Here is a 26,698-nt window from a genome sequence, read left to right on the forward strand (position 1 = left end):
ATGCGCTCGGATCGTTGCGCAGCCTTAGTGGCTGCGATCGTTATGGCGTCAGGACAGGACTGAAGATGGCGGTGCCCGACTTCGGGCATGCAGAAAGGCGCTCTGCCGGGCATGACTCTGCCGGGTGATGGCGGTAAAGAAATCGGAGGGCTTTGGAGGCGTTGCCGCTACCAGATTCAACACTTGGGACAAGGCGGGGCAACTGAACAGCAGCGTGCAATAGCCGCATTTGGCCCACAGCGCATGATCGTCCATCTCCGTATCGACTGGCTGGACATGTTCGCTGCCGTGATGGGCATGGGACATCGCCATGTCCATCGGGGCCGACGCCGACATGGACATACCGGCGTGATGCTCCATCGGCATCGACTGGGAAATCAGTGGACCGATAAAGATCATCAACATGGCGAACAGACTCAGCCACGTGCCCCGGACTTTGCGAGGTGTGGATGAGCCGTTGCGATCAGGGCGCATGGCGCTCACGTCAGGCAGTCACTCAATGTTTGTGTTCAGGCTCCTGCTTCTGGATCACGACCTGGACCTCGATATCGCCCGCCTTCTCGAAGTGCAGCGTCATCGGGAAGCGCTGACCTGAGGCGAGCATAGACCGGTCTTTGATATCCAGCAGCATGACGTGATAGGCCATGGGTGCAAAACTGACCCTGGCACCGGCCGGAACATCGACCGACGGCACCTGGCGCATCTTCATCAGGCCATCTGCCTGCACATGTTCATGCAATTGCGCCTGCCCTGCGATGGGCGTTTTGACGCTGAGCAGGCGGTCGGCGTTGCTGCCCTTGTTCTCGATGGTGAAATACGCCGCCACGGTGGGCGCATTCGGCGGCAACTCCATGGACCAGGGGTGACCGATCAGTAACTGACCGCCGGTGTATTCATGGGCATTGGCAAAGCATGCAGGCAGCAACAAGGCTGCCAGCATGAAGAATTTCTTGAACATGGGTGTTTCTCCGGTCAATTCATTCAAGTGCGACAAGACACGTGCGAAGTGAATATCAGGCTAGCGGAGAAGCTCGCGGATTGGCGCTTGGCCATTGCTGGCGGGGCGAGGGGCGAATCAGAAAGATCGCGGCCGGAAAGTAATCCGTTCCCGCCTGGAGCAGCGGACCATGGCTGAAGCCTGAGGAGATGACGACCACTACAGAGCCTGAGCAGAATGGGCAATGTTGCATGCTGGCGTGATCGTTATTGCCGGGCATGCTGTTGCTGCCATCACTCAGGGAAATCGCCACCAGGCGTGTTCCGCTGCTGCTACAGAAACTGCCCCACAGCAACTGCTCACCCGGAGCACGTGGAGCGCTCGGCGACAGAGGCATGGCCAGCAGACTGAACAGCACTGCAAAGCAGGCTATCCAGACCGATGTTGTCCGGTGTCGGGACATTACGGTTTCCGTGTTATTGAACAATCCACTCGATCCCGCCATTTAGCCTGAATGGGGGCGATAAGTAAAAAGGCAGAAGCGTGGCCAGGTGTCGCGGCCAAGGCCAACCAATAAACAAGCCATCGCCAGGAGCGAATTCATTCACGAACAGATTTTCGCGAATGAATTGGCTCCAACCTGGTTTGTGGGTGTCTATCAGGGGTTCATCAGGTCGGTCAGTTTCCGGGTGGCGTAGTAGTCTGCGGCGATGATTTCATCGGTGCGTCTCGGGATGTCCCTGTCGATGGCATAACTGAACAGGCCGCCTTTACGCCCGCCGTCACTTGGCTGCCAATTGGCATAGTCATAAGCCCGGCCGCTGTTCCGGTCTTCGCTGATGTCGTTCCATTGCGGGCCGCGTTCTTCATAAAAGGAAAAGCCCGGAACAAATTTTCTCGCCGGCAGGAAATCCTTGAAGCTGTTGTAGACAGGGTCCATCTGGCCAAGACTTCTGCCATAGGCCTGCAAGAACAGGTAGTTGATCATCGGGCCTGTTTCTCTGAACAGAGGATCGGCACCGGTTCGGTTAGTGTCGATGATCAGCAGTTTTTCCGTGCCGGACAACGGGCCAAGATGTTTGGAGAACAATGCGCAGACATTTACCGTCTTGCGGTGTTCGGCCTCAGTGAGTGTGCGTTCAAAGTCTATATCGAACCCGTCAAGCTGGAAGGGGTTTATATAAGTATCCATTATCATGTCGACATACTTCTGATGACCGGCCGGGGTATCCGGATAGTTGATGTTGTCGAGCAGACCCTGGATTCCCTGAGTGATGACCACCTTAGTGCCGTTGCGATGAAGGTGCGGTACGTAGATGTCCTTCAGGGCTTGCCAGTAGGGGTTGTCAGGGGGCGTTTCAACAGGAAAGACCAGGGCAATATCGAGATTTTCAGGAAGTTCGTTCATCGCGGTCTTGTTAATGACAGGATCCGTCGCTTTATCGCGCCAGGTTCTAAAATACCCGGCCATGATGTTTTCGTTGTTCATGTGTAATTCCTTTTACGTTATGGAACTCCTGAAAACTTTAGTGCTGCTGCCTGGGTGCTGTGAGTTGCGATGGAGGTTTTCTGATGTAAGGCCGATCAAGCGATGAGCGGAAATCTCCGAATATATATCGGTAAGCGAATTCATTCGCGAACCGAACTCGCAAATGAATTCGCTTCGTGAACATTCAAGCTATGGCTTGCAGCACATCCTCGACGCTGCCCAGCACCCGATCTACCTCCGGCAACAGCGGGCGTTTCAGCACCAATACCGGCAACCCGAGTTCGCGGGCCACTTGCAGTTTGGGTTCGGTGGAGCTGCTGCCGCTGTTCTTGCTGATCAGGACGTCGATCCGGCGCCGCGCGAACAGGGCGCGTTCGTCTTCGAGGTGGAAAGGGCCGCGGGCGCCAATCACTTCGCATTGTTCGTTGCCGGGATAAGGATCCAGGGCGCGCAGGGTCCAGAACTGGTGTCCGGGGATTTCGTGCAGGTGCTGCAACGGCTCGCGGCCCAGAGTGAATAGCGGGCGCTTGAACGGCGCGAGGGCGATGCTCAATTCGGCCCAGTCCGCTACTTCACGCCAGTCATCTTCCGGCCCGGCCTGCCACGCCGGACGGCGCAGGGCCCAGCAGGGAATGCCGGCCATTTGTGCCGCGCGGGCGGCGTTATGGCTGATTTGCGCGGCATAGGGATGAGTGGCATCCAGCAGCAGGTCGACACCCTGTTCGCGGATGAACTGCGCCATGCCCTCGGCGCCACCGTAGCCCCCCACCTTGAGCTGACAGTTCAGGTCGGTCGGCACGCGGCCCACACCGGCCAGACTGTAGATATGTTGCGGCCCCAGCGTCCGGGCAATCGCCAGCGCTTCGGTTACACCGCCCAGCAGCAATATGCGTTTCATGCGCTTACTCCAGCCTGTCCGACAATTGCGCCCTGACGATCGATGGCGAACACTTCTACTTCTACCTGAGCAGGCACCACGCTTCGGGCAAAATCCAGTGCATGCTGGCAGACGGAATCGCCCAGCGGTACGCCCGCCGCTGCGCTCATGGCCAACGCCTGCTGGCTGGTATTGGCCCCGCGAATCGCGTCCTGCAACTCCAGGTCGGCTCCCGCCGCGGCAGCCCATTGCGCCAGTTGCGGCAGGTTGATGCTGGAATGGCGACTGTGCAGGTCCATGTGGCCGGCAGCCAGTTTGCTGATCTTGCCGAAGCCGCCACAAATGCTCAGTTTGGCCACCGGCACCTTGCGCAGGTGTTTGAGCACAGCTCCCACGAAGTCGCCCATTTCGATCAGGGCGATTTCCGGCAGGTTGTAGACCCGGCGCATGGTGTCCTCGCTGGCGTTGCCGGTGCAGGCGGCGATATGCAGATAGCCATTGGTTTTGGCGACATCGATGCCCTGATGGATGGAAGCGATGTAAGCCGCGCAGGAGAATGGCCGGACAATGCCGCTGGTGCCCAGAATCGACAGCCCGCCGAGAATGCCCAGGCGCGGATTCATGGTTTTCAGGGCCAGGGCTTCACCGCCTTCGACGCCCACCGTGACCTCGAAACCCCCAACGTAGCCGACTTCCTGCGCCAGTCCCAGCAGATGCTCGGTCATCATCCGGCGTGGCACCGGGTTGATCGCCGGTTCACCGACATTCAGCACCAGACCCGGACGGGTCACGGTGCCGACGCCCTTGCCGGCGACAAAGCGCACGCCCGGCTCGGCGATCAGCCGCACGCGGGCAAAGACCAGCGCGCCATGGGTCACGTCGGGATCGTCCCCGGCGTCCTTGATTGTCGCGGCTTCCGCGCCATCCTCCACAAGCCGACAGAACTCCAGGCGCATCTGCACCTGTTTGCCCTTGGGCAGCACGATCTGCACCGCATCGTTGAACTGGCCGCCGAGCAGCAGGCGAGCCGCCGCAAGGCTGGTGGCCGTGGCGCAACTGCCGGTGGTCAGGCCGCTGCGCAGAGGCGCTGGCTGTTCGGCGGTTTCATCACGCATCAGGGTTTGACCACATCCAGCAAGGTGATGGGCAATGCCTGGCGCCAGGTATCGAATTCGCCCAGCGGCTTGGCGTGGGCGACATGAATGCGGGTCAGTTCGCCGCCATGCTGTTCGCGCCAAGCCATGAGCGTGACCTCGCTTTGCAGGGTGACGGCATTGGCCACCAGTCGACCACCGGAGCGCAGTTGCTTCCAGCAGGCTTCCAGCACGCCGGGGCGCGTCACGCCGCCACCGATGAAAATCGCATCCGGGGTTTCCAGGCCATGCAGCGCTTCGGGGGCACTGCCGCGCACCAGTTGCAGGCCGGGCACGCCCAGCGCATCGCGGTTGAATTCGATCAGGTGCTGGCGACCTTCATCGGCTTCGATGGCCAGGGTGCGGCAGGTGGGATGCGCGCGCATCCATTCGATGCCGATGGAGCCGCAGCCTGCGCCGACATCCCAGAGCAGTTCGCCGGGCACCGGAGCCAGCCGCGCCAGAGTAATGGCCCGCACATCGCGCTTGGTGAGCTGGCCGTCATGCTCGAAAGCATCGTCCGGCAGCCCGGCGAGGTTACTCAGGCGCGGTGCATTGGCGTCTGCGCGGCAGTCGATGGCCAGCAGATTCAGCGCGGCAATTTCCGGATTGGCCCATTCGCTGGCCAGCCCGTCGATCCGCCGCTCGGCTTCGCCACCCAAATGCTCAAGCACGGTCATGATGCTGGGACCGAAACCCCGCTCGCGCAGCAGCCCGGCAATCGCTGCCGGGCTGCTGCCATCGTTGCTCAGCACCAATAACCGCATGCCATGCTGAAACTGGGCGTTCAATGCGGCCAGAGGACGGGCGACCACCGACAGTGTGACGACATCCTGCAAGGGCCAACCCAGGCGGGCGGCGGCGAGGGAATAGGAAGAGGGCGCGGAAACCACGCGCATCTCGTCAATGGCAACCACCCGCGCCAGACTGGCGCCGACCCCGAACAGCATCGGATCGCCGCTGGCCAGCACACAGACTTCGGCGCCGCGCTGCTCAAGCACCGGATTCAGGGAAAACGGGCTGGGCCAGGCCCGGCGTTCGGCAGCAATGCAGCGCGGCAGCAAGGCGAGCTGGCGCGGGCTGCCGAACACCTGATCGGCATGCAGCAGCGCATGCCGGGCATTCTTGCCCAGGCCTTTATAGCCGTCTTCCCCGATTCCCACGACGGTCAGCCACGGTGACATGTACATCCCTCGATCCGAACTTCCGACAGAGCGTCTTTTCATGCTGGCGGACAAAGCAGGCATAATACCGCGCCCGATAGGCACATGTGCCTATTGAAGCTGCAACCGGGTTCCAGAAAGTCCAGATCGGGTGATTCATTGAACGAGCCGAAGTACGCTCGCAAGTCCTCCATAACCATTCGCCCCTCGGCCTGTCCGGGGTTGTTGCGTATCGTCCCGGCGCTGGACGGCGGAATCTGCCGGATCAAGCTGGCCGGTGGCGTGATCAGCAGTGCCCGGGCGTTGGCGGTGGCGCAGGCTGCAAGTACTTATGCACAGGGCGTGATCGAGGCGACCAATCGTTCCAACCTGCAGATTCGCGGCATTGGTGCCGATCATGACGGGCTGATCCAGTCGTTGATGGCTGCCGGCCTTGGTCCGGCCAATCCCGACAGCGACGATGTGCGCAACCTGATGCTCAGCCCCAGTGCCGGGCTGGATCCGCAGATGCTGTTCGATACCCGGCCGCTGGCGGCGCAGATTCTGGCGTCTCTGGAGACGCATTCGCGCTTTCATGAGCTGTCGCCCAAGTTTGCCCTGTCGCTGGATGGCGGCGAAGCGCTGGTCATGCTGGAACACCCGCATGATCTGTGGCTTTCGGCGCTGACCGTGGACGACGAGGTACTGCTGGCCTTCGGGCTGGCGGGTTGCCCGGCCCATGACCGGCCGCTGGCCGCAGTACCGCTGGCGCACGGGCATGAGCTGGTGGTCACGGTTCTGGAACTGTTTCTTGACCTGGCGCGCCCGGAACATACCCGCATGCGCCATCTGCTGGCAGAAGTGTCGGCTGGAGAAATCCTGGCTCATCTGTCTGCGCGGCTAAGTGTTTCGCTGCGCACTGATCAGAAAATAACCGATTGGCAACGCCCGACCAACGCTGACAGTCTGCATATCGGCATTTATCCACAGGTGCAGCCAGGGCTGGTATCGGTGGGTGGTGTGGTGCCGCTTGGGCGGCTGGATGCCACGATGCTGCAAAGCGTCGCCCGCCTGGCCAGTGATCAGGGCGACGGCAGCCTGCGCCTGACGCCATGGCAAAGCCTGTTGCTGCCCAATGTGCCCGTCGAGCAGGCCGCGGCGGTGCTGGCGGCCTTGCAGGCTGCGGGGCTGATCTGTTCGAGCGCGCAGCCGCTGGCGCGTCTGGTTGCCTGTACCGGTTCGGCAGGTTGCGGCAAAGGGCTTGCCGATACCAAGGCCGATGCCTTGCTGCTGGCTGAGCAATTACCACGCAGCGAAGCCGCACATTTGACTGGCTGCGCACGTTCCTGCGCAGCGGCGCATGTTGCGCCGGTGACCTTGCTGGCGGTTTCGCCCGGTCATTACGACCTCTATTTTCGCGATGCAGCACACCCCGGTTTTGGTGTGCTGCGTGCGCGTGACCTCACTATTGAAGCCGTCGGCGAGCAGTTGGCCGCCGACCACGGAGCCGTTTTGCATGATTGATTACATCCGCGATGGTCAGGAGATTTATCGCAACTCCTTCTCGATCATTCGCGCCGAGGCGCGTCTGGACACGATCCCGGCCGATCTGGAAAAGCTCGCGGTGCGTGTGATTCACGCCTGCGGCATGGTCGAGGTCATCGAAGACCTGCGTTTCTCGCCGGGTGCCGGAACTGCCGGGCGCACTGCCCTGGCGGCGGGTGCGCCGATCCTCTGCGATGCGCGCATGGTGTCCGAAGGCATCACTCGTTCGCGGCTGCCGGCCAACAATCAGATCATCTGCACCCTGCACGACGAGGGCGTACCGGAAATGGCCCGTGAACTGGGCAATACCCGTTCTGCCGTGGCGCTGGAGCACTGGCGCCCGCATCTTGAGGGCAGCGTGGTGGTGATCGGCAATGCGCCGACGGCACTGTTCTATCTGCTGGAAATGCTCGATGCCGGCGCGCCGAAACCGGCGTTGATCCTCGGCTTCCCGGTGGGCTTCGTCGGCGCTGCCGAATCCAAGGCCATGCTCGCCGCTGACAGCCGTGGCGTGCCTTTCGTGATCATGCAAGGCCGGCGTGGCGGCAGCGCCATGGCAGTGGCTGCGCTCAACGCGCTGGCGACGGAGATCGAATGATGCAGGCTCGTGGTCGATTGATTGGCCTGGGCGTCGGCCCCGGCGATCCGGAACTGATTACCGTCAAGGCGCTGCGCCTGCTGCGCGAATCGCCGGTGGTGGCCTATTTCGTAGCCAAGGGCAAGAAAGGCAATGCCTTCGGCATCATCGAAGGTCACTTGCAGGAAGCCCAGACGCTGATGCCGCTGGTGTATCCGGTGACCACCGAGGCGTTGCCTGCACCGCTGTCCTACGAGCAGGTCATCAGTGACTTCTATGATGAGGCGAGCCTCGACGTTGCGGCCCATCTGGATGCCGGGCGCGACGTGGCGGTGATCTGCGAGGGCGACCCGTTCTTCTATGGTTCCTACATGTATCTTCATGATCGCCTGGCCGAGCGCTATGAAGCCCAGGTAATTCCGGGCGTTTGCTCGATGCTCGGCGGCGCGTCGGTACTGGGCGTACCACTGGTGTATCGCAATCAGAGCCTGTCGGTGCTGTCCGGCGTGCTGTCCCACGAAGAACTCAAGCGCAAGCTGGCCGATGCAGATGCGGCGGTCATCATGAAGCTGGGGCGCAACTTCCCCAAGGTTCGCGATGTGCTGGCCGAGCTGGGTATGGCCGAGCGGGCGCTGTATGTCGAGCGCGCAACCATGAGCAACCAGAAGATCGTGCCGCTGGATCAGGTCGATCCCATGTCGTCGCCTTACTTCTCGCTGATCATCGTTCCAGGTGAAAGGTGGCAAGGCTGATGGCTCAGAACATTCCGGCCATCGTTATCCTCGGTAACGGCAGCCTTGCGACGGCACGACGCATTCAGCAGCTTTATCCCGACGCGCTGATTCATGGCCTGGCCGAGCGGGTGCAGGGCGCCGACCAGACTTACAGCGAGTTTGGCGCGACCCTGCGCCAGCTTTATCAACAGAACACGCCGATCATTGCCCTGTGCGCCGCCGGTATCGTGATTCGCACACTGGCGCCGCTGTTGCTGGAGAAAGGTGCCGAGCCTGCGGTACTGGCGGTTGCCGAGGATGGCAGTGCGGTCGTGCCGTTGCTCGGCGGGCTGGGCGGGGTCAATGTCATGGCGCGGGAAATCGCTGCCGGTCTTGGCGTTGCTCCGGCTATCACGACCAGTGGCGAGTTGCGTTTCGGCACCTGCCTGCTCAATCCGCCGAGTGGCTATGCCCTGGGCGATCTGGAACTGGGCAAACGCTTTGTTTCCGATTTGCTGTCCGGCGAGTCGGTGCGCATCGAAGGCGCAGCGCCATGGCTGGCTCAGGCGCAGTTGCCCGAGGACCCGCAGGCCGAGTTGGCGATCCATGTGAGCTGTGCCGAGCGCGAGCCTGCCGCGAACGAACTGCTGATTTATCCGCGCAGCGTGCTGGTTGCGCTCGGCGAAACCGGCCCGGAACTGGCTGATCGCGTGCGTGCAGCCTTGCACGAAGCCAGAGTCGCGCTGCAATCGCTGGCCTGCCTCTTGGCCGGGGATGTGCAGATGGCCGATCCGCATGTGCATCGAGCCGCCGCCGAACTGGGTGTGCCGGTACGTTTTGTCACAAGCGCTTCGGCCAGCGAGATGGCCCGCAATGCCGTGCCGCAATTATTACCGCCGATCAGCGTCGGTGAGGGCATGGCCATCGCCGTTGCCCGGCAGCCTTTGGATGTACAGCAGATCGGTCGCGGGCGTGGACGACTGGCGGTGATCGGTCTCGGGCCGGGCGCTGCCGAGTTGATGGTGCCTGCGGTCAAGGCCGAGCTGGCGCGCGCCAACGATGTACTGGGTTACGAAACCTACGTGCGCATGGCCGGGCCGTTCCGGGCCGATCAGGTGCTGCATTGCACTGACAACCGCGAAGAAATGCTGCGCGCCCGCCATGCCTTCGAGCTGGCGGTGCAGGGCCGTGCGGTGGTGGTGGTATCGTCCGGTGATCCGGGTGTGTTTGCCATGGCGGCAGCAGTACTGGAAGCGTTGCATGAATCCAGCGATCCCGAGTGGCATGCCGTCGAGCTGGAAATCCTGCCGGGTGTTTCTGCATCCCTGGCAACTGCTGCCCAGGCCGGAGCGCCGTTGGGGCACGACTTCTGCGTCATGTCGCTGTCGGACAACCTCAAGCCCTGGGAGGTGATTGAAAAGCGCCTGGACCTGGCGGCTCAGGCCGACCTGGCGCTGGCCTTCTACAATCCCATCTCGCGTTCGCGCCCCTGGCAACTGGGCAAGGCGCTGGATATCGTGCGCCGCCATCGAACGCCTGAAACCCCGGTCACCCTGGGGCGTGACATCGGTCGACCGGGGCAGACCCTGCGCATCATTACCCTGGATGAGCTGACGCCCGAACAGGTGGATATGCGCACCATGGTGCTGATCGGGTCTTCGACGACCTGTACCTTTGCCCGCCCCAACGGTGAGCAATGGGTGTATACGCCGCGCTGGTATCCGGTCAAACTGGGTAGTTGAGCCTTCGCATCCGCTCCGAGATCAAACAATGCTGTTTGTGCAGGAGCGGATTTATCCGCGAAGACAGTCTTTCCGGCAATACAGATGTTGTGAGTGTACAGGCCTCTTTCCGGATAAATCCGGTCCTGCAGGGTTGACGTGTATTTGTACGTGAAGAAAAAGTAAGAAGTATCTTTGGCTCGTGCGGGTACTTGTTTACTTCTTTTGTAATTTACACCTGTCCGTCAATTTCCCTATTGTCGGTCCAGCACGGTTTGGCTAGTTTGATTTCTCGTTTCTATAAGGAAGTAGACAATGAAGAATCAGGATTTTAATGCCTTGCTGGTCGGGAATACTATAGTTTCCTTTTCTCCGGGTGTTTCCGCACAAAGTCGCGAGGATATCGCCGACCTGTTGATGTATGCCGATTTCTTTGCCAGCCAGAGCTACAGGCCTGGCGAGTTCTGGACCAGCTGGCTCAACTATTACCGCAGCTCTCTCGTCAGTTCCGGTTGCAAATTGACAAGTCAGATCGTCAAGGAGCCGATGTTCATTACCAGTGCCGAACAGCTGGACAGCATCAGTTTCGAGATTGCCGGCTCGGTGCATGTCGAGAATCTGGTAGAGCTCGCCCGTCGTTCATTCAAGGCTGTCCGGCTCAACCAATATGCCCGGTATTTCTTTCAGTACGGGGCGGGCACGGGCACGGTTGGCAATTTTCAGGTTGTCCCTTGCGAAGAGGTCGGGGGACAAATACACATTCTGCTGTGCGGTGTGCATGCCCGTTCGACAGCCACTTCGGACAGTCGCGGCGGCGACTCGTGGATCAATCGCGAGATGATCGTGCGTCTGGGCGGAGGGGTCTATGCATTCAACAGCCAGGTTTTCGCTTCGCACAGGGAGCGTATCCGTACCAGATTGAAGGCCGTCGGCAACTTCAATATCCGTCAGATAAACATCTGAAGAATTTACTTACAGCGTGGTCTGTAGGAAAAATCTATTGATGATCGAGGTTTTTGGATGGTTTCAGTGTCATTCAGACTCTTGAATGATTGAAGGTGATTAAGCAGTTTGAAGCATAACGTCTCATTTTTGCCTTTGCCTTTCTTGTGTTTGTGAAATATGCGGTATGTATTTATTTTTTATCTATCGGCTTTGGGAGTTCCTACATTTTGCAATGTGCGATCTCCAAGCGGTATGGAGAAACTCGAAAACATGCGGTAGCTTTGAATTGTCCACCAAGGATTAACCCCAAATAAAAAGGAGTTTGAAAATGTTTGATGAGGTAGAAAAAAGCAAAGTTGAAATCGCCAACTGTGATCTGGGTAACTGTGCCCATCAGGAACATACTGATAAAAAGAGCAAGTCTCTGATGCAGATGGACATTGATGAGAAAAACCCTGGCGCACTGGTTGCCGGAGATACGATTGTCTCCATCGTTGCCGGCATGTCCAAAGAGAACAAACAGATTCTCAAGGACAGTGTCCTGCTCGCTTCGCTGGCTGCCAGCAAGAAGTATCAGGACAGCAATGAAAATGCGGTGCAGTGGTACGAGACCTTTATCAAGGTAATGGGCTACTGCGGCTGGTTTTCTCAAGCCAAGGGGCTTACCGACTATCGCAGCAGCCATACACGTTTCACCATGGAGCAGGAGGCGCTGAAGATTCTGGAGTCGGCCATCGTTGCCATGGCTGTGCCTGGACCGACTGCTGTGCTGCTGCTCAAGGTTGCCAAGGACACCATCAAGGCCTTGCAGTCCAGCGACAAGCCACTGCGCCTGTTCGAGAACCAGAGCAAAACCCATAAAAGTGCCAAGTTCGCTATCGCCTCGGCAGCCGAGTCGACTGACGGTGAAGTGGTCATGGCGATGGGCGCAGTGAATTTTGTCACCACTCAGGACATCACCAATGTGCTGTTCTGGGAGTGGAACAATGCTTCTGTGCGTATCAAGCGTGCCGAAAACAATCTGGTCCTCAACGCTCAGCATTACGAGCGGGTAAGGGAGGCCGTCGAGGCGAAGCTGGCGGAAAATGCCCGGGATGCACTGGCCGAGTTCGATATTTGACCGAACACCGGGTCGCAGTTTCGCCTGTGGATTTTTTGACGAGTGCAGTGAGTGAGCCATATGTGCAAAGGAATGCAGCAGAGTTATATCAATGCGGGCAGCCTGTTCTTTTTTTCCGGTGAAGTATCGCCTTCATTCAAGAGGGATGTGCTGGATTGCAGCCTGTATTGCCAATTGGCCGCTTCGGCCAGGCATGGAAAATTCGTCGAGCCGGTCGAGTGGCGCCAGACCTATCTCAATGCGTTGACCCGGTTGCGCTGCAATATCGTATACCGCGAGGTGCAGGATGCGCCTCTGATAGACAAAGGCTCGCTCTGGGACTACGTCAGGGAGAAGCTGGCCATGCGTGTGCCCCTGGCGCTCATCGAACGCGCAGAGTCCACGCTGAAGCAATGTGTGGATGGCACTGGAGATTCAGCCGCCAGAACTCTCTTGATGGAGCAGACAACTCACTGTCCGCCGGTCGATCTGCCTGCCGGCCCTGACAATAAGGGCAAGCAGGAATGTGCGATAACCCTGCAACTCGGCTTTATCGATGTGGAGCCGGTTATCAGCCTGATCGTTATTTCGTTCAAAAGCATCCCGCCTGCAGGTGAAATGCCGCTTTCGCAGCTATTCGCCCAATGGGACAGGGTGAAAGATCTTGATATCGCAATCGTTTCGGCCGAGCTGGATGAACATGCCTTCGGGTATTTCAGAAAGGATCTGGTCAGCAAGCTTGGGACCCGACGCGACCAATTGATTGTCGATCTTGGGGATATGCCACAAACGTGTGCACGTAACTGATATGTCCTCAGGACATGTAACGGTACACGTCGTGGCAACAAGCAGAGTTGCAAGTGTTGTAAATGTAAACGTTGTAGCTGAATTCACGAATGGCCAAGAGCGCCATAATCAATAATAAAAATGCAAGGAATGCAGTAATGGAAAATATAGAAAATCAGGTAATACCTACCGTTGAAGAATGCGATGCCTATTTCAACAGTCTGCCGCCCGTCGACCCTGAGCGTTGCAAGCCTCGGCCTATGTTGCTTTCGGGACTCAACGATGAAAAGAAGGAAGACGATATTGGCAAGGTTGGCAAGGACTCGCCTTCGATCATTGCCTTTGCCGATGGCGTGAGCGAAAAGAATCGTGAAGCCGTCATGCTCGGTATCGAGTTTGCCGAGGCGGTGGCCAGCAGCAAGGCCGATATCGATACCGACCCTATCGAATGGCTGAAAAAATATACCGAAGCGATGTTTTATGCAGGCTGGCAGACCACGGGCGGTCATGAGTATGGTTCCTACTCGACCAACGACAAATCGCTGACCATGGAAGCGGTGGTTCTGGAGTTGCTTGCTTCTGTAGCGGGCCCCAATGCTGCGACAGTCATAGCGCTCATGGGCGAACTGCTCGGCAAGTTGGGCAAGAATGATTCACTCATGAAGCTTTTTGAAGGCAACAGCAAGAAAGGCACGCTTGCAAGATTCAGGGTCATGCCGTGTGTTGAATCGAGTTCCGGAATTCCAGTGACTTACCTGCTATCCATGCACTGTGAATATTCAAGCTCCTCGGGCGGTGTATTGTTTTGGAAGTGGTCGGTTTCCAACCTGAATATCAGGCGACTGGCCAAAGGCGTCTCGTTCAGCAGTTACAGCTATGAACGTAACAAGCAGCGAATTCTTGATTACCTCAACGGTAAGGCAGATGACTTCTTCGAGGGATTGAAGAAGTAACACTCGGGAGGGCTGCCCCAGGGCAGCCCTCTGTCTTTATCCTGATTCAGGTAAATGTGATGGATTGCATGAAAAAGGCCACTCTGGTGGCCGGCAACCTTGTGTGCGGCTTTAGCCAGCCAGCTCCTGCCACGTTTGAAGATTTGCTCGACTGCCTGCTTTTTGCCCAACTGGTTGCCGATGAACAAGCCAGTCGGTTTGCTGCCCCTGAGCGATGGTTTGCCGAGCATGACAAGGCGCTGCGAATGCTCAAGTGGCATGGCTCGGACTTTCGACGCGACACGTTCCCTCCCATGGCAACCTCGACCTACAGCATTGCTGAGTTGGTGAAGCAGGCTCTTCTGGATCGTATCCCCAGTGCACAGGCCGATAACGTCACCAGCGTGATGGCCTGTATGGCTGGTCTGCCGGAAACCGGCAAGGAGCAACTTCTGTTTCGCAAATCGGTACTGGCGCTGTCGCCTGACGGCGTGAATGAGCCATCCGTGCCGGCCCCTGTTCACACGATTGCGCTTCAGCTCACTGTGCTTGCGGTGCAAAAGGCCGATCCTGCTTCGCTGTTCCTGACCTTCAAGACTACAGATGAGTTGTCGCACGACATTTTTCATCAGCCGTTTGCAGGTGCGAGCATGATGGGACCTGTCGAAATGCGCTTTCAACAGCATCAATGGAGCCCGGCGCAATACCTTGTACTGCGCTCCAGGGTGCGGGATTTTCTGGCGGGCAAGGAGAGCGGCCTGAAGCTTCCGGTCTGTTGTGATGCCTGATCAAGTCAGGGCACCAGATAGCCTCTGATACCGGTAAAAATGATCTGCGCTGCCAGGGCACACACGAACAACCCCATCAGGCGGCTGACAATCTGCAGGCCCTGGTCACCGAGGATTCGTTCGATCCGGTTGGACAGGTACAGAACGACTCCGACACTGAAACTGGCCAGGGCTATGCCGAGTATGGCGGTCAGCTTGTCATCCCAGTGAGGCTGGCTGACGCCCATGACCAGCAGCGCACCGATGGTGCCCGGGCCTACCGTGATCGGTATGGTCAACGGGACAATCGTGACATCCTGCTGGATGTTATCGGTCTGGATCGCCGATTTACCTTGCGCCATGCCCAGTGCTGAAATGAACAGGACGCTGCCTGCGCCAATCCTGAAGGCATCCACCGTGATGCCGAAGACATCGAAGATCACCCGCCCGAACAGATAGAGCAGCACGCTGGAAACCAGAGTCGCGAGGGCGACTTTCCAGGCCAGGCGCCGTTGCTCCTTGCGCGAATGGCCGCGGGTCAGAGTGATGAAGCAGGAAAGCACGAAGAACGGGCTATACAGCACCAGCATCTTCAGATAAACGCTGAACAGCACATGGAGCATGGTGTTGGCTCACGGCAGCAAATTGGAGGGGCAGGCAAGTCTATCAGGCAAGGCGTACGTGTTCCTGATCGTCAGTTCTGCTGGTAGAGGCTGCCGTTCGAGGTCAGGCTGCGTGTTTCCTCGCGCTTTGCCACCCAGTATTCGATCAATTCCCGCAATTGCGACAGTTCGATTGGCTTGGCCATATGTCCGTCCATGCCTGCCTGGCGGGCACGATCCTTGTGTTCGGTGAGGATGTGCGCGGTCAGGGCTACTACCGGGGTCCGCACACGCTGGTTGCCCACTTCCCAGGCGCGCAGTTGTTCGGTCGCCGAGAAGCCATCGAGGATCGGCATTTCGCAATCCATCAGGACCAGATCATAGCGCTGGGCTTTCATGGCGCGCAGGGCTTCTTCGCCGTTGCTGGCGGTATCGGGGTTCAGGTTGAGCTTGCCGAGCATGCCGCGAATGACCTTGGTCGAAATGCTGTTGTCTTCGGCCACCAGGATGCGGAAATCGCCCGGCACGCTGACCGGAGAGTTCAAGGCTGGCTGTGCTGCCAACGGGACGACGCCCTTGTTCAACTGGGTCAGTTCGTCCGCCAGGGTAGTCTTGAGCGTGTAACCGGCTACCGGTTTGGCCAGGATGCGCTTGATGCCGGCATTGCGGGCGATGATCTTGCTTGGCGCATTGCTGATGCCGGTGAGCATGATCAGCAGAATGTCGTGGTTGAGGCTCGGGTCTTCCTTGATCTTGGCGGCCAGTTGCATGCCGCTCATGCCGGGCATGTTCTGGTCGAGCAGCACCACATCGAAATAGTCACGCAGATGCGCCTTGGTACGCAGCAGCGCCAGTGCTTCCTTGCCGGACGGCACGGCACTGACGTTCAGGCCCCATGCGCTGCATTGCTGCACCAGCACCTTGCGGCACGTATCGTTGTCATCGACGACCAGCACGCGGGCATCCTTGAGCGGGCCGTCCAGATCGGTGGTCGGCTGCTCCAGCAGCTTGGAGTCCAGTGGCAGGCTCAGCCAGAGCGTGGTGCCCTGGCTGGTGCCGTTCTGGATACCGAACTCGCCATCCATCAGCGCCGTCAGCCGGCGTGCGATGACCAGTCCCAGGTGGCCGCCCAGCTTGTTGCTGGTCAGGAAGTGCTTGCTGTGCAGTTCGGTGTGCATCAAGGCGTCGCGCTCTTCGGCAGACAACGGTGTGCCGCTGTCCTGTACCGAGATGCGTACGCGATGTTTTCCAGGCCTGGATTCCAGCGCCACGGCCAGCAGGATTTCGCCTTCCTCGGTTTTCTTGAGGGCGTTTTCCATCAGGCTCATGAGCGTCTGGCGCAGGCGTGTCGGGTCGCCACTGATGACGCGCGGAACCTGTGGCTGGATCAGGCTGATCAGCTCGACATTCTGCTGTTCGGCCTTGGCACGGAAGATATTCAGGCAGTCTTCGACCAGCGCGCTGATATCGAATTGCACATCGTCGAGTTCGATCTGCCCCGATTCGAGCTTGGTGATGTCGAGAATCTCGTTGATCAGGGTCAGCAGCTCGTTGCCTGCGCTGTGGATGGTCTCCACATAGTCGCGTTGCTTGACCGACAGTGGCGTGTCCAGCAGCAGTTCGGTCATGCCCAGCACCCCGTTCATGGGCGTGCGGATTTCGTGACTGATCTTGGCCAGGAATTCGGCCTTGGCATTGATTTCCGCAGTGCTGGCTGCCTGATCGCGGCTGAGGCTGAACTTGTCCTCGGTAATGCTGCGCGAGCGTTCGTTCAGGGCAATGCCCATCAGCAGGCCACAGATACAGAACACACCCAGCAAGGCGAGAATCAGCCACTGCGGCGGGATCAGGCTCAGCCATAGCAGGCCGGGCACGATCACCAGATAGCCGAGGTTGAAGAGGATCATCGAAATCACGAACAGGCGGGCAGGGCGGTAGCCCTTCTGCCAGTGCCAGACCGATACCGTCAGGATGCTCAGCGTGGTCAGGGAAACCAGCAGGAATGTCATGACGTTGATGGGCAGGTCATCGAATACCAGCACCAGCAGTGCGCCGATGCCCATCAGCACGGCATCGATCTGCATCAGTCGGTCGAGCGCCTTGACACCCCGGTGTACGAAGAAGAAATAGGTATAGAACAGCCCGGCAATGGCGGCGAACAACAAGGCCAGGTGAGCGCCCGGTGTCTGCGCGATATGCCAGGTCCTGGCCAGATCGAGCAGGTTGAGCAGCAACAGCGCACTCAGGGCGAGCAGGGTTTCACAGGCCGCCAGCCACAGGTTGCTGCGCGACTTGGTATGCCAGTAGCGCGTCAGGTTCTGGGTAACCAGCATGATCAGCGCGCCGAAAAGCAGGCCGAACAGAAAAGGTTCTCGCTCATCCGCTGCGCTGGCGATCGCCGGTTGCAGGGTGATGCTGGGGCGCAGCTTCTGGGTCGAGACGAGTCGCAGGTACAAGTCCAGAGGAACATCGCTTTGCGAAACGGGTAGCAGGAAATCATTGGAGGGCAGGCGTTGATCCTGCATGGGCACATCGTTGCCGGTGCGCAGATGATCGACGAGCTTGTCGCCTTCCATGATGTACAGGTCGCCGCTGGCCAGATCCGGCGCGAAGATGCGTATCAGTTGTTCGTGTCGGGTGGGCGGCAGCCGGTAGTGAAGCCACAGGGCGCTCGTGCGTTCGGCAGCCGTGACCCGCTCCAGATCGATGGGGCTGAACTGGTTCTGATAGCGGGCCGAGCGGATATCTTCCAGTTGCAGGCTCGCCTGTTCGTCGAGCAGGGTCGACCATCCTGCGCCATGCTCGGCATTGGCCGAGAGCATGAAGAGCAAGGACAGTAATCCTGCTGTTGAAACCATGGCAATCCTGAGCCAGCGCACGGTGAGATCCCTTCCTGAGTGAATGCCTGATAACTCTGCGCAGCGCCGGAGCAACCGACCAGCCCCTTGGCCAGGGGCTGGTTCGATAGGCTTATTCCTGGCTTTCGCCACGCTCGCGGGCAATGGCGCGATAGCCAATGTCCTTGCGGTAGAAACAACCTTCCCAATCAATCTTCACGGCCAGGGCGTAGGCGTTTTCCTGCGCATTACCAACGCTGTCGCCGAGTGCGGTTGCACACAATACGCGACCACCGCTGGTAACGACACGCTCATCTTTCAGGGCAGTGCCGGCATGGAATACCTTGCCCGGCAGTTGCGCGGCAGCGTCCAGGCCTTCAATCGCGGCACCCTTGGCGTAATCGCCAGGGTAGCCACCGGCAGCCAGAACGATACCCAGGCTCGGACGAGGGTCCCACTGTGCTTCGACCTTGTCCAGTGCCTGTGCCAGCGCGGCCTCGATCAGCAGCACCAGGCTCGATTGCAGGCGCAGCATCACAGGCTGGGTTTCCGGGTCGCCAAAACGGCAGTTGAACTCGATGACTTTCGGGTTGCCTGCCTTGTCGATCATCAGACCAGCATAGAGGAAACCGGTATAGACGTTGCCTTCTTCGGCCATGCCGCGAACAGTCGGCCAGATGACCAGGTCCATGACGCGCTGGTGAACTTCGGCGGTGACCACCGGAGCCGGGGAGTAGGCACCCATGCCGCCAGTGTTCGGGCCACTGTCGCCGTCGCCGACACGTTTGTGGTCCTGGCTGGTAGCCATCGGCAGGACATTCTTGCCGTCGACCATCACGATGAAGCTGGCTTCTTCGCCATCGAGGAACTCCTCGATCACGACTCGCGAACCGGCTTCGCCAAACGCATTGCCCGCCAGCATGTCGCGCACGGCTTCTTCGGCTTCTGCCAGAGTCATGGCGACGATCACGCCTTTACCCGCTGCCAGGCCGTCGGCCTTGATGACGATAGGCGCGCCTTTTTCACGCAGGTAAGCCAGGGCTGGCTCAATCTCGGTGAAGTTCTGGTAATCGGCGGTCGGAATCTTGTGGCGAGCCAGGAAGTCCTTGGTGAACGCCTTGGAGCCTTCGAGCTGAGCAGCACCGGCAGTCGGGCCGAAGCAGTCCAGGCCACGGCTGCGGAACAGGTCCACGACGCCTGCAACCAGCGGCACTTCAGGGCCGACGATGGTCAGCGAAACGTTCTTTTCAGCGAAGTCTGCCAGTTGCTCAAGGGCCAGCACGTCGATGGCGACGTTCTCGCACTTGGCTTCAATGGCGGTACCGGCATTGCCCGGCGCCACGAAAACCTTCTCTACACGTGGGTCCTGAGCGACTTTCCATGCCAGAGCGTGTTCACGTCCACCGCTACCGATGATTAATACGTTCATTTCAAAAACCTCGATGACGCCGAATTCTGTGAGTAGCGCATGACGGCCATGTTTTGCGGATCATGCATTACGAGGCCGCACTGGCGCAGACGCCTGCGCCAGTGCGGCCGTTTTTATATATCAATGACGGAAATGGCGCATGCCGGTGAATACCATGGCAATCCCGGCTTCATCCGCCGCTGCAATCACTTCGCTGTCGCGCATCGAGCCACCCGGCTGGATCACCGCAGTGATACCGGCCTTGGCAGCATTGTCGATGCCGTCGCGGAACGGGAAGAATGCATCGGAAGCCATGACCGCGCCCTGAACCTGCAAACCAGCGTGCTCGGCCTTGATGGCGGCGATACGTGCGGAGTTCACACGGCTCATCTGGCCTGCGCCGACACCGATGGTCTGGCGATTCTTGGCGTAGACGATGGCGTTGGACTTGACGTACTTGGCGACTTTCCAGGCGAAGATCAGGTCGTGTACTTCGTGCTCGGTCGGAGCGCGCTGGGTCACGATCTTGAGGTCGGCCGAGGTGATCATGCCGATATCGCGGCTCTGTACCAGCAGACCGCCGTTGACGCGCTTGTAATCCCAGGCAGCGCCGCGTTCTGCGGCCCACTGGCCGGTGGTCAGCAGGCGGACATTGGTCTTGGTGGCGACGATGGCCTGAGCCTCGGCGCTGACGCTTGGCGCAATGATGACTTCGACGAACTGACGCTCGACGATGGCCCTGGCGGTTTCTGCGTCCAGCTCACGGTTGAAGGCAATGATGCCGCCGAAAGCCGATTCGGTATCGGTGGCGTAGGCCAGTTCGTAGGCCTGGCGAATGCCGCCTTCCTCGTCCGGGCATACCGAAACGCCGCACGGGTTGGCGTGCTTGACGATCACACAGGCCGGCTTGACGAAGCTCTTGACGCATTCCAGCGCGGCATCGGTATCGGCCACGTTGTTGAACGACAGTTCCTTGCCCTGCAACTGGGTAGCCGTCGCGATGCCGATTTCGGCAGGCTTGGCTTCAACGTAAAACGCCGCGCTCTGGTGCGGGTTCTCGCCGTAGCGCATTTCCTGAGCCTTGACGAACTGGGTATTGAAGGTGCGCGGGAACTGGCTGCGGCCTTCGGTGCTGAGGGTTTCTGCGCTCTGGTCGACGCTGCCCAGGTAGTTGGCGATCATGCCGTCGTAGGCGGCAGTGTGCTCGAATGCCTTGAGCATCAGGTCGAAACGCTGTGCGTAGGTCAGGCCGCCGGCCTTGAGGTTTTCCAGCACCTGCGCGTAATCGCTGGCGTTGACCACGATGGCGACGTCTTTATGGTTCTTGGCTGCGGAGCGAACCATGGTCGGACCGCCGATATCGATGTTCTCGATGGCGGTCGGCAGGTCGCAGCCCGGCTTGGAAACCGTGGCCTCGAACGGGTAGAGGTTGACCGCGACCAGATCGATCGGCTTGATACCGTGTTCGTTCATGATTGCATCGTCGATGCCGCGACGACCCAGGATGCCGCCGTGGATTTTCGGGTGCAGCGTCTTGACCCGACCATCCATCATTTCTGCGAAACCGGTGTAATCGGCCACTTCCACGGCTGCGACACCATTGTCCTGCAGCAGCTTGAAAGTACCGCCAGTAGAAAGAATCTCTACGCCCAGCGCTTCAAGCTCGCGTGCGAATTCGAGGATTCCTGTCTTGTCGGAAACGCTGATCAAAGCGCGGCGGATCGGCAGGCGGGTAGTCTGGTCGGTCATTTCAATTTCCATCAAAAGCAAAGGAAGTCAGCAAAAAAGGCGACCGCTTTCAGGTAGGTCGCCTTTTCTGTATTGAATGCTTAAAGCAGGTCGTACTGCTTGAGTTTCTTGCGCAGCGTGCCGCGATTGAGCCCCAGCAGTTCGGAAGCCTTCGTCTGGTTGCCCTTGACGTAGTTCATCACGCTTTCGAGAAGCGGAGCCTCGACTTCCGATAACACCAGGTTGTACACGTCAGTGACGGAGGCGCCTTCGAGGTGGGCGAAATAATTGTGCAGCGCTTTCTCGACACTACCGCGCAGGGTCTGGCCCTCTTCGCTCGGCGTGTTGAGGTGCTGTTTCAAATTGACGTTGTCGCTCACGGGTGTTGTTCCACTCACTAAAGTCTCGGTCATCATCGTCATGCGGCCACCTCTTCTTTTTTCTCGTTATCCGGGCCCTTGCAGCCTTGGCTCAAGAACTCCCGGACGTTGGCGCACTGTGCTTCCGTATCTTCCAAACGATTGAAGTGGGCGCGAAACTCCCTGGCGCCCGGCAAGGTTGCGAGATACCAACCGACATGTTTGCGTGCAATACGCACTCCCATCACGTCTCCATAGAAGGCGTGCAGGGCTGCCAGATGTTCAAGCAGAATACGTTCCACTTCACCCAACTGCAGCGCCGGCAGTTTCTCGCCGGTACGCAGGTAGTGATCTATCTCACGAAAAATCCACGGACGCCCCTGGGCGGCCCTGCCAATCAGTAAACCGTCCGCTCCGGTGGCCTGCAGCACATACCGGGCCTTTTCGGGTGAATCGATGTCGCCATTGGCGAATACCGGAATCGACATCGCCTGCTTGATTTCAGCAATGGTGTCGTACTCGGCTTCGCCGGTGTAAAGGTCTGCGCGGGTCCGGCCATGCACCGCCAGCGCCTGAATTCCTGCCTGTTCGGCGATTCTGGCGACCGTCAGGCCGTTCCGGTTCTCGCGGTCCCAGCCGGTGCGGATCTTCAGGGTCACCGGTACATCGACTGCAGCCACTACCGCCTGCAGAATCTCACTCACCAGCTTTTCATCTTTCAGAAGCGCCGAGCCTGCAGCCTTGTTGCAGACCTTCTTGGCCGGGCAGCCCATGTTGATATCGATGATCTGGGCACCGAGTTCGACATTGGCTCGCGCGGCCTGCGCGAGCATCTGCGGATCGCCGCCGGCGATCTGTACCGAGCGGGGCTCGGGATCACCTTCATGGATCATGCGCAGACGCGATTTGCGACTGTTCCACAGGCTCATGTCACTGGTGACCATTTCCGATACCACCAGGCCTGCGCCGAGTTCTCTGCACAGTTGACGGAAAGGCTGGTCGGTGACACCCGCCATCGGGGCGAGAATCAAGCCATTCTGTAGCGTATATGGACCGATGCGTACCGCCGACATAGCTTTACCTATCGTGGGGCCGAATCATCCGCAGGCCGTGTAAAAAACCGTTCCACACGGTCTGCTACAGCCCCGTCTCCAGTTGCCCTGGCAACCGTCAGACTGAACCGAGAGTTTGAAAAAGGGTTGGCATGATACCCGCTCTCGATGACTGGATAAAGGCTGAATTGGATAAAATCTGAACAGTTATTTTCTTATCGCTAACGGTTCGCTTCTGGAGCGAACGGTCATGAAAAGGGCGTCATTTATGCTATGTGGCCTGCGCCGACGCGCCTTCAGGCGCCAGTAGTGTCGGCGGGAGAGGTGAGGCCGGGGCTCATTCCGGTGAGCGGAAGTTCAGGCTGTAATTCACGGCTTTGGCGCCAGGATCGAGGATATCCAGTGCAATATGGATCGGTGTCTGGGGTGGCATCTCTTCCTTGCCGGCCATTTCGCCGCTCAGGTATTCGCCGGGCTTGAACCGACGACTGGCAATGAGCTGACCGCTGGTATCGGCAAATCGCAGCTCCAGCAGCGGAAAGGGCTGGGAGAAGGATGCGCGGTTATAGATGATTGCGTCCACTACCAGTGCGCCCTGGAACTCGGGGTGACTGCGCACCACCAGATTGCTGCTCTTGAGCAGGTTGATGTCGACTTTCGACGGCACCTTGCAGCCAATCTGCGGGCATATCTGCTGGAACCAGGGGCGATACTGATCCTGGCGGGCCAGATGGTCGAAGTGATACCAGATGTACTGGCTCGCCAGACCGGCCAATGCCAGCATGATCAAAAAGCCCCAGGCCAGACGACGCCCCCAGCGCGGCTTCGGGCGTTGCCAGTCCAGTTGCAGCGGGTCATCGGTAAGGTCCAGAAGGGCCTGGTCGCGCATGGCCGGTTCGTTTCGCGGGCGTTTGCCGCGCGAATCGATCACTGGCTCGGGGTCATCGCTGTGATCTTCGTCGTCATCATCGCGTGCCGACCAGCGCTCGCTGCTTTCGGTGGCGGGAGCCTTGCGTGCAGTCAGGGCTGGCTGCTCATCGTCCAGATCGACATTGTCCAGCGACAATGACGGCTCGGTCCGCTCACGGCCGGAAGGCTGCTCGGCTTCAGGCTCGGGTTCGTGTTCCGGTTCGGCTGGCGGCTCGTTGGCGGTGACCACTTCGGCCTGTATTTCCGGCAGATGGCTGACGTCATCGTTGCGCAGGCTGCCGACCCAGGTGCTCTCTTCGGTTTCGGTGTTGTCACGCTTGGCGGTCAGGGCCGCGTCGTTGGGCCGGGTGTTGGGCTTGCCGAACGTGTCGGGCAGCTGGATTTCCCGCTGCTCAAGCCGGGCCAGCTCTTCGTCGAGGTCCAGGTTATCCAGGTCGAATTCGCTGACTTTCCAGGGATCGTCATCTTCCGCGACGGCTTTCTGTAGCTCGGGCTCCGGTCTGTCGAGGAGCGCCGGAGGCGTTTGCTCGATAACCTCGGCGGCGATGACTTCCTCGGCAGGCGCTTGCGTGACCTCGGGTTCGTCGACCGGGCGCTGCTCCAGCAGTTGTCTGGCGGCATTGAAGACCTGCAGACAGGCTCCGCAGCGCACCACGCCGCGGGCCACGCTCAACTGGGCGTGGCTGACTCTGAAACTGGTTTGGCAGTGCGGGCACTGGGTGACGAAGCTGTCGGTCATGCTGCGGTCCGGTTGAGGCGGCGGTTAACGGCGACGACCTGTGATGCGTACCCAGCCATCACGGTTGGCGATTGGGTCCAGATCGAATGTAGCAGCATAGGCTGCAGCTACTTCCGGGCCCTGTTCTGCAAGGATTCCGGACAGCGCCAGGCGACCACCGGTCTTGACCAGTGTTGCCAGTTGCGGTGCCAGCGATACCAGCGGGCCGGCCAGGATATTGGCGACCAGCACATCGGCGGGTTGTTGCGGCAGCTCTTCGGGCAGATACAGCGGGAAACGCTCAGCGGCAATGTTGTTGCGTCCGGCGTTGTCACGCGAGGCTTCGAGGGCCTGGACGTCGATATCGGTGCCGACCGCCTGCTCGGCGCCCAGTAACAGGGCGGCGATTGCCAGGATGCCCGAACCACAGCCGAAATCCAGCACGTTGCAGCCTTTCAGGTCCTGGCCGTCCAGCCACTCCAGGCACAGGGCCGTGGTGGGGTGCGTGCCGGTGCCGAATGCCAGGCCCGGATCGAGCAGCAGGTTGACGGCGTCCGGCTCGGGTGCGGCATGCCAGCTTGGAACGATCCACAGGCGCTGGCCGAAACGCATCGGCTGGAAGTTATCCATCCAGCTGCGCTCCCAGTCCTGATCTTCGATGACTTCGGCGGTGTGCTCGGGCAGCTCGGCGTCGGTCAGCAGGCGCAGATGCGCCAGGGCCAGATCGGCATCGGTATCGGCCTCGAACAGGGCCAGCAGGTGGGTGTGCGCCCACAGTGGCGTGGTATTGAGCTCTGGCTCGAAAATCGGCTGGTCTTCGGCATCCATGAAGGTCACGGATACGGCGCCGACTTCAAGCAGCGCGTCCTCGTAGGTTTCGGCTTGTTCTGGGCTGATGGCGAGGCGGACTTGCAGCCAAGGCATGGCGGATTACCTTCGAGTCAAAATTTGTGTACGGCGTTGCCGCGAGAAGCGGGCAAGTTTACTTCTATGCGGCGCAAACAACAAAGCCGCATCGCTGCGGCTTTGTTGATCTGAAACACGCTGACTTATTGATTGGCCAGTTTGTGTTCCAGATAGTGGATGTTGACTCCGCCTTCGCAGAAGCCTTCATCACGGGTCAGATCACGGTGCAGCGGGATATTGGTCTTGATCCCGTCGACCACGATTTCATCCAGGGCATTGCGCATGCGTGCCATGGCTTCGTCGCGGGTTGCGCCCCAGGTGATCAGCTTGCCGATCAGCGAGTCGTAGTTCGACGGAACCTTGTAGCCGCTGTACAGATGCGAGTCGACCCGCACGCCGTTACCGCCCGGGGCGTGGAAGTGCTTGACCAGACCTGGGCTCGGAATGAAGGTTTTCGGATCTTCAGCGTTGATCCGGCATTCCAGCGCATGCCCGTTGATGACTACGTCATCCTGGGTGTACGACAGTTTGTTGCCGGCGGCGATGCTCAGCATCTCCTTGACGATGTCGATACCGGTGACCATTTCCGAAACCGGGTGCTCTACCTGAACACGAGTGTTCATTTCGATGAAGTAGAAGCGGCCGTTCTCGTACAGGAACTCGAAAGTGCCAGCGCCACGGTAGCCGATGTCGATACAGGCCTGAACGCAGCTTTTCAGTACGTCAGCGCGTGCATCTTCGTCGATGAACGGTGCCGGAGCTTCTTCCAGAACTTTCTGGTGACGACGTTGCAGCGAGCAATCGCGGTCGCCCAGGTGGATCGCATTGCCCTGGCCGTCGGAAATGACCTGGACTTCCACGTGACGTGGGTTGGTCAGGTACTTTTCCAGGTAAACCATCGGGTTGCTGAACCAGGCAGCCGCTTCGGCGCGGGTCTGGCTGGCAGCTGCGATCAGTTCTTCCTCGCGGTGAACCACACGCATGCCGCGACCACCACCGCCACCGGCGGCCTTGATGATCACCGGGTAGCCGACTTCACGACCGATGCGCAGTGCGGTTTCTTCGTCTTCCGGCAGCGGGCCGTCGGAACCTGGAACCGTAGGCACATTGGCGCGCTTCATGGCGTCCTTGGCGGAAACCTTGTCACCCATCAGGCGAATGGTTTCGGCTTTGGGGCCGATGAAGGCAAAACCCGATTTTTCTACCTGTTCGGCGAAATCCGCGTTTTCGGCAAGAAAGCCATAGCCAGGGTGAATCGCCGTGGCGCCGGTCAGTTCGGCAGCCGAGATGATTGCCGGGATATTCAGGTAGGACAGGTTGGCTGGCGCCGGACCGATGCAGACGGTTTCGTCTGCCAGGCCAAGGTGCATCAACTCGCGGTCTGCCGTGGAATGTACAGCGACGGTCTTGATGCCCTGTTCCTTACAGGCGCGCAGGATGCGCAAGGCAATTTCGCCGCGGTTGGCGATCAGAACTTTTTCCAACATCGCAGGCT

25 protein-coding genes are annotated in these 26,698 nt (G+C 59.3%); 9 read left to right on the forward strand and 16 right to left on the reverse strand.

Annotated features, from left to right (window positions below; genetic code table 11):
- Positions 1-48 precede the first annotated feature (48 nt).
- The 7 genes from ALQ04_RS01830 to cbiE form a co-directional block, all read right to left on the reverse strand.
- Positions 49-474, reverse strand: coding sequence for a DUF2946 domain-containing protein (locus tag ALQ04_RS01830; RefSeq protein ID WP_122314172.1), 426 nt, complete (start codon positions 472-474; stop codon positions 49-51).
- Between the two features lie 22 nt (positions 475-496).
- Positions 497-958: a copper chaperone PCu(A)C gene (locus ALQ04_RS01835; protein ID WP_122314099.1), complete on the reverse strand. Its 462-nt coding sequence runs from the start codon at positions 956-958 to the stop codon at positions 497-499.
- 55 nt (positions 959-1,013) lie between these two features.
- A complete protein-coding gene (locus ALQ04_RS01840; protein ID WP_122314100.1) occupies positions 1,014-1,400 on the reverse strand; it encodes a DUF2946 domain-containing protein in 387 nt (128 codons plus the stop codon).
- A 195-nt stretch (positions 1,401-1,595) separates the two neighbouring features.
- Positions 1,596-2,426 (reverse strand): endo-beta-N-acetylglucosaminidase, encoded by an 831-nt coding sequence (locus ALQ04_RS01845; RefSeq protein WP_122314101.1) that lies wholly within the window; start codon positions 2,424-2,426, stop codon positions 1,596-1,598.
- Between the two features lie 184 nt (positions 2,427-2,610).
- A complete protein-coding gene (locus ALQ04_RS01850) occupies positions 2,611-3,324 on the reverse strand; it encodes a cobalt-precorrin-6A reductase (RefSeq protein ID WP_122314102.1) in 714 nt (237 codons plus the stop codon).
- Positions 3,321-4,418, reverse strand: coding sequence for a cobalt-precorrin-5B (C(1))-methyltransferase (locus ALQ04_RS01855; RefSeq protein ID WP_122314104.1), 1,098 nt, complete (start codon positions 4,416-4,418; stop codon positions 3,321-3,323). Before ALQ04_RS01855 ends, ALQ04_RS01850 begins: the two co-directional genes overlap by 4 nt.
- Positions 4,418-5,620 carry a precorrin-6y C5,15-methyltransferase (decarboxylating) subunit CbiE gene (cbiE, locus tag ALQ04_RS01860; RefSeq protein ID WP_122314174.1) on the reverse strand — a complete coding sequence of 401 codons (1,203 nt, stop codon included), beginning with the start codon at positions 5,618-5,620 and terminating at the stop codon, positions 4,418-4,420. Before cbiE ends, ALQ04_RS01855 begins: the two co-directional genes overlap by 1 nt.
- Positions 5,621-5,758: 138 nt before the next feature.
- Between cbiE and cobG the strand changes: the two genes are divergently transcribed.
- The 9 genes from cobG (at position 5,759) to ALQ04_RS01905 (ending at position 14,684) form a co-directional block, all read left to right on the forward strand.
- On the forward strand, positions 5,759-7,102 hold the full coding sequence (gene cobG / locus ALQ04_RS01865; RefSeq protein WP_122314106.1) for a precorrin-3B synthase: 1,344 nt from the start codon (positions 5,759-5,761) through the stop codon (positions 7,100-7,102).
- Positions 7,095-7,721: a precorrin-8X methylmutase gene (locus tag ALQ04_RS01870; RefSeq protein ID WP_122314108.1), complete on the forward strand. Its 627-nt coding sequence runs from the start codon at positions 7,095-7,097 to the stop codon at positions 7,719-7,721. The genes cobG and ALQ04_RS01870 overlap by 8 nt, the downstream gene beginning before the upstream one ends.
- Positions 7,718-8,452, forward strand: coding sequence for a precorrin-2 C(20)-methyltransferase (locus ALQ04_RS01875; RefSeq protein WP_409077231.1), 735 nt, complete (start codon positions 7,718-7,720; stop codon positions 8,450-8,452). The genes ALQ04_RS01870 and ALQ04_RS01875 overlap by 4 nt, the downstream gene beginning before the upstream one ends.
- Entirely contained in the window at positions 8,452-10,155 is a 1,704-nt protein-coding gene (cobJ, locus tag ALQ04_RS01880) for a precorrin-3B C(17)-methyltransferase (RefSeq protein ID WP_122314110.1), read from the forward strand. The genes ALQ04_RS01875 and cobJ overlap by 1 nt, the downstream gene beginning before the upstream one ends.
- A gap of 294 nt (positions 10,156-10,449) precedes the next feature.
- Positions 10,450-11,097: a hypothetical protein gene (locus ALQ04_RS01885; RefSeq protein ID WP_122314112.1), complete on the forward strand. Its 648-nt coding sequence runs from the start codon at positions 10,450-10,452 to the stop codon at positions 11,095-11,097.
- 310 nt (positions 11,098-11,407) lie between these two features.
- Complete coding sequence (locus ALQ04_RS01890) at positions 11,408-12,199, forward strand: hypothetical protein (RefSeq protein ID WP_122314114.1); 792 nt, start codon at positions 11,408-11,410, stop codon at positions 12,197-12,199.
- Positions 12,200-12,346: 147 nt separating this feature from the next.
- Positions 12,347-12,985: a hypothetical protein gene (locus ALQ04_RS01895; protein ID WP_147466547.1), complete on the forward strand. Its 639-nt coding sequence runs from the start codon at positions 12,347-12,349 to the stop codon at positions 12,983-12,985.
- A gap of 89 nt (positions 12,986-13,074) precedes the next feature.
- Positions 13,075-13,917 (forward strand): hypothetical protein, encoded by an 843-nt coding sequence (locus ALQ04_RS01900; RefSeq protein WP_147466548.1) that lies wholly within the window; start codon positions 13,075-13,077, stop codon positions 13,915-13,917.
- Positions 13,918-13,985: 68 nt separating this feature from the next.
- Complete coding sequence (locus ALQ04_RS01905; protein ID WP_147466549.1) at positions 13,986-14,684, forward strand: hypothetical protein; 699 nt, start codon at positions 13,986-13,988, stop codon at positions 14,682-14,684.
- 5 nt (positions 14,685-14,689) lie between these two features.
- Here ALQ04_RS01905 and ALQ04_RS01910 read toward each other — a convergent pair whose 3' ends face one another.
- From ALQ04_RS01910 to accC, 9 genes are all read right to left on the reverse strand, one after another.
- Complete coding sequence (locus ALQ04_RS01910) at positions 14,690-15,286, reverse strand: MarC family protein (protein WP_122314122.1); 597 nt, start codon at positions 15,284-15,286, stop codon at positions 14,690-14,692.
- Positions 15,287-15,357: 71 nt separating this feature from the next.
- A complete protein-coding gene (locus tag ALQ04_RS01915) occupies positions 15,358-18,144 on the reverse strand; it encodes a hybrid sensor histidine kinase/response regulator (RefSeq protein WP_122314125.1) in 2,787 nt (928 codons plus the stop codon).
- Positions 18,145-18,235: 91 nt separating this feature from the next.
- A complete protein-coding gene (gene purD / locus ALQ04_RS01920) occupies positions 18,236-19,531 on the reverse strand; it encodes a phosphoribosylamine--glycine ligase (protein ID WP_122314127.1) in 1,296 nt (431 codons plus the stop codon).
- A 120-nt stretch (positions 19,532-19,651) separates the two neighbouring features.
- Complete coding sequence (gene purH / locus ALQ04_RS01925) at positions 19,652-21,259, reverse strand: bifunctional phosphoribosylaminoimidazolecarboxamide formyltransferase/IMP cyclohydrolase (RefSeq protein ID WP_122314129.1); 1,608 nt, start codon at positions 21,257-21,259, stop codon at positions 19,652-19,654.
- A gap of 80 nt (positions 21,260-21,339) precedes the next feature.
- Positions 21,340-21,660: a DNA-binding transcriptional regulator Fis gene (fis, locus tag ALQ04_RS01930; RefSeq protein ID WP_002555375.1), complete on the reverse strand. Its 321-nt coding sequence runs from the start codon at positions 21,658-21,660 to the stop codon at positions 21,340-21,342.
- Positions 21,657-22,670 carry a tRNA dihydrouridine synthase DusB gene (gene dusB, locus ALQ04_RS01935; RefSeq protein ID WP_122314130.1) on the reverse strand — a complete coding sequence of 338 codons (1,014 nt, stop codon included), beginning with the start codon at positions 22,668-22,670 and terminating at the stop codon, positions 21,657-21,659. Before dusB ends, fis begins: the two co-directional genes overlap by 4 nt.
- Before the next feature lie 316 nt (positions 22,671-22,986).
- Positions 22,987-24,318 (reverse strand): DUF3426 domain-containing protein, encoded by a 1,332-nt coding sequence (locus ALQ04_RS01940; RefSeq protein ID WP_122314132.1) that lies wholly within the window; start codon positions 24,316-24,318, stop codon positions 22,987-22,989.
- A 24-nt stretch (positions 24,319-24,342) separates the two neighbouring features.
- Positions 24,343-25,221, reverse strand: a complete 879-nt coding sequence (prmA, locus tag ALQ04_RS01945) for a 50S ribosomal protein L11 methyltransferase (RefSeq protein ID WP_122314134.1) — start codon at positions 25,219-25,221, stop codon at positions 24,343-24,345.
- A gap of 125 nt (positions 25,222-25,346) precedes the next feature.
- Positions 25,347-26,690, reverse strand: a complete 1,344-nt coding sequence (gene accC, locus ALQ04_RS01950; RefSeq protein ID WP_122314136.1) for an acetyl-CoA carboxylase biotin carboxylase subunit — start codon at positions 26,688-26,690, stop codon at positions 25,347-25,349.
- Positions 26,691-26,698: the final 8 nt, after the last annotated feature.

Origin of the sequence: Pseudomonas cichorii (genome assembly GCF_003700275.1) — a bacterium.
Taxonomy (GTDB): Bacteria; Pseudomonadota; Gammaproteobacteria; order Pseudomonadales; family Pseudomonadaceae; genus Aquipseudomonas; species Aquipseudomonas cichorii_B.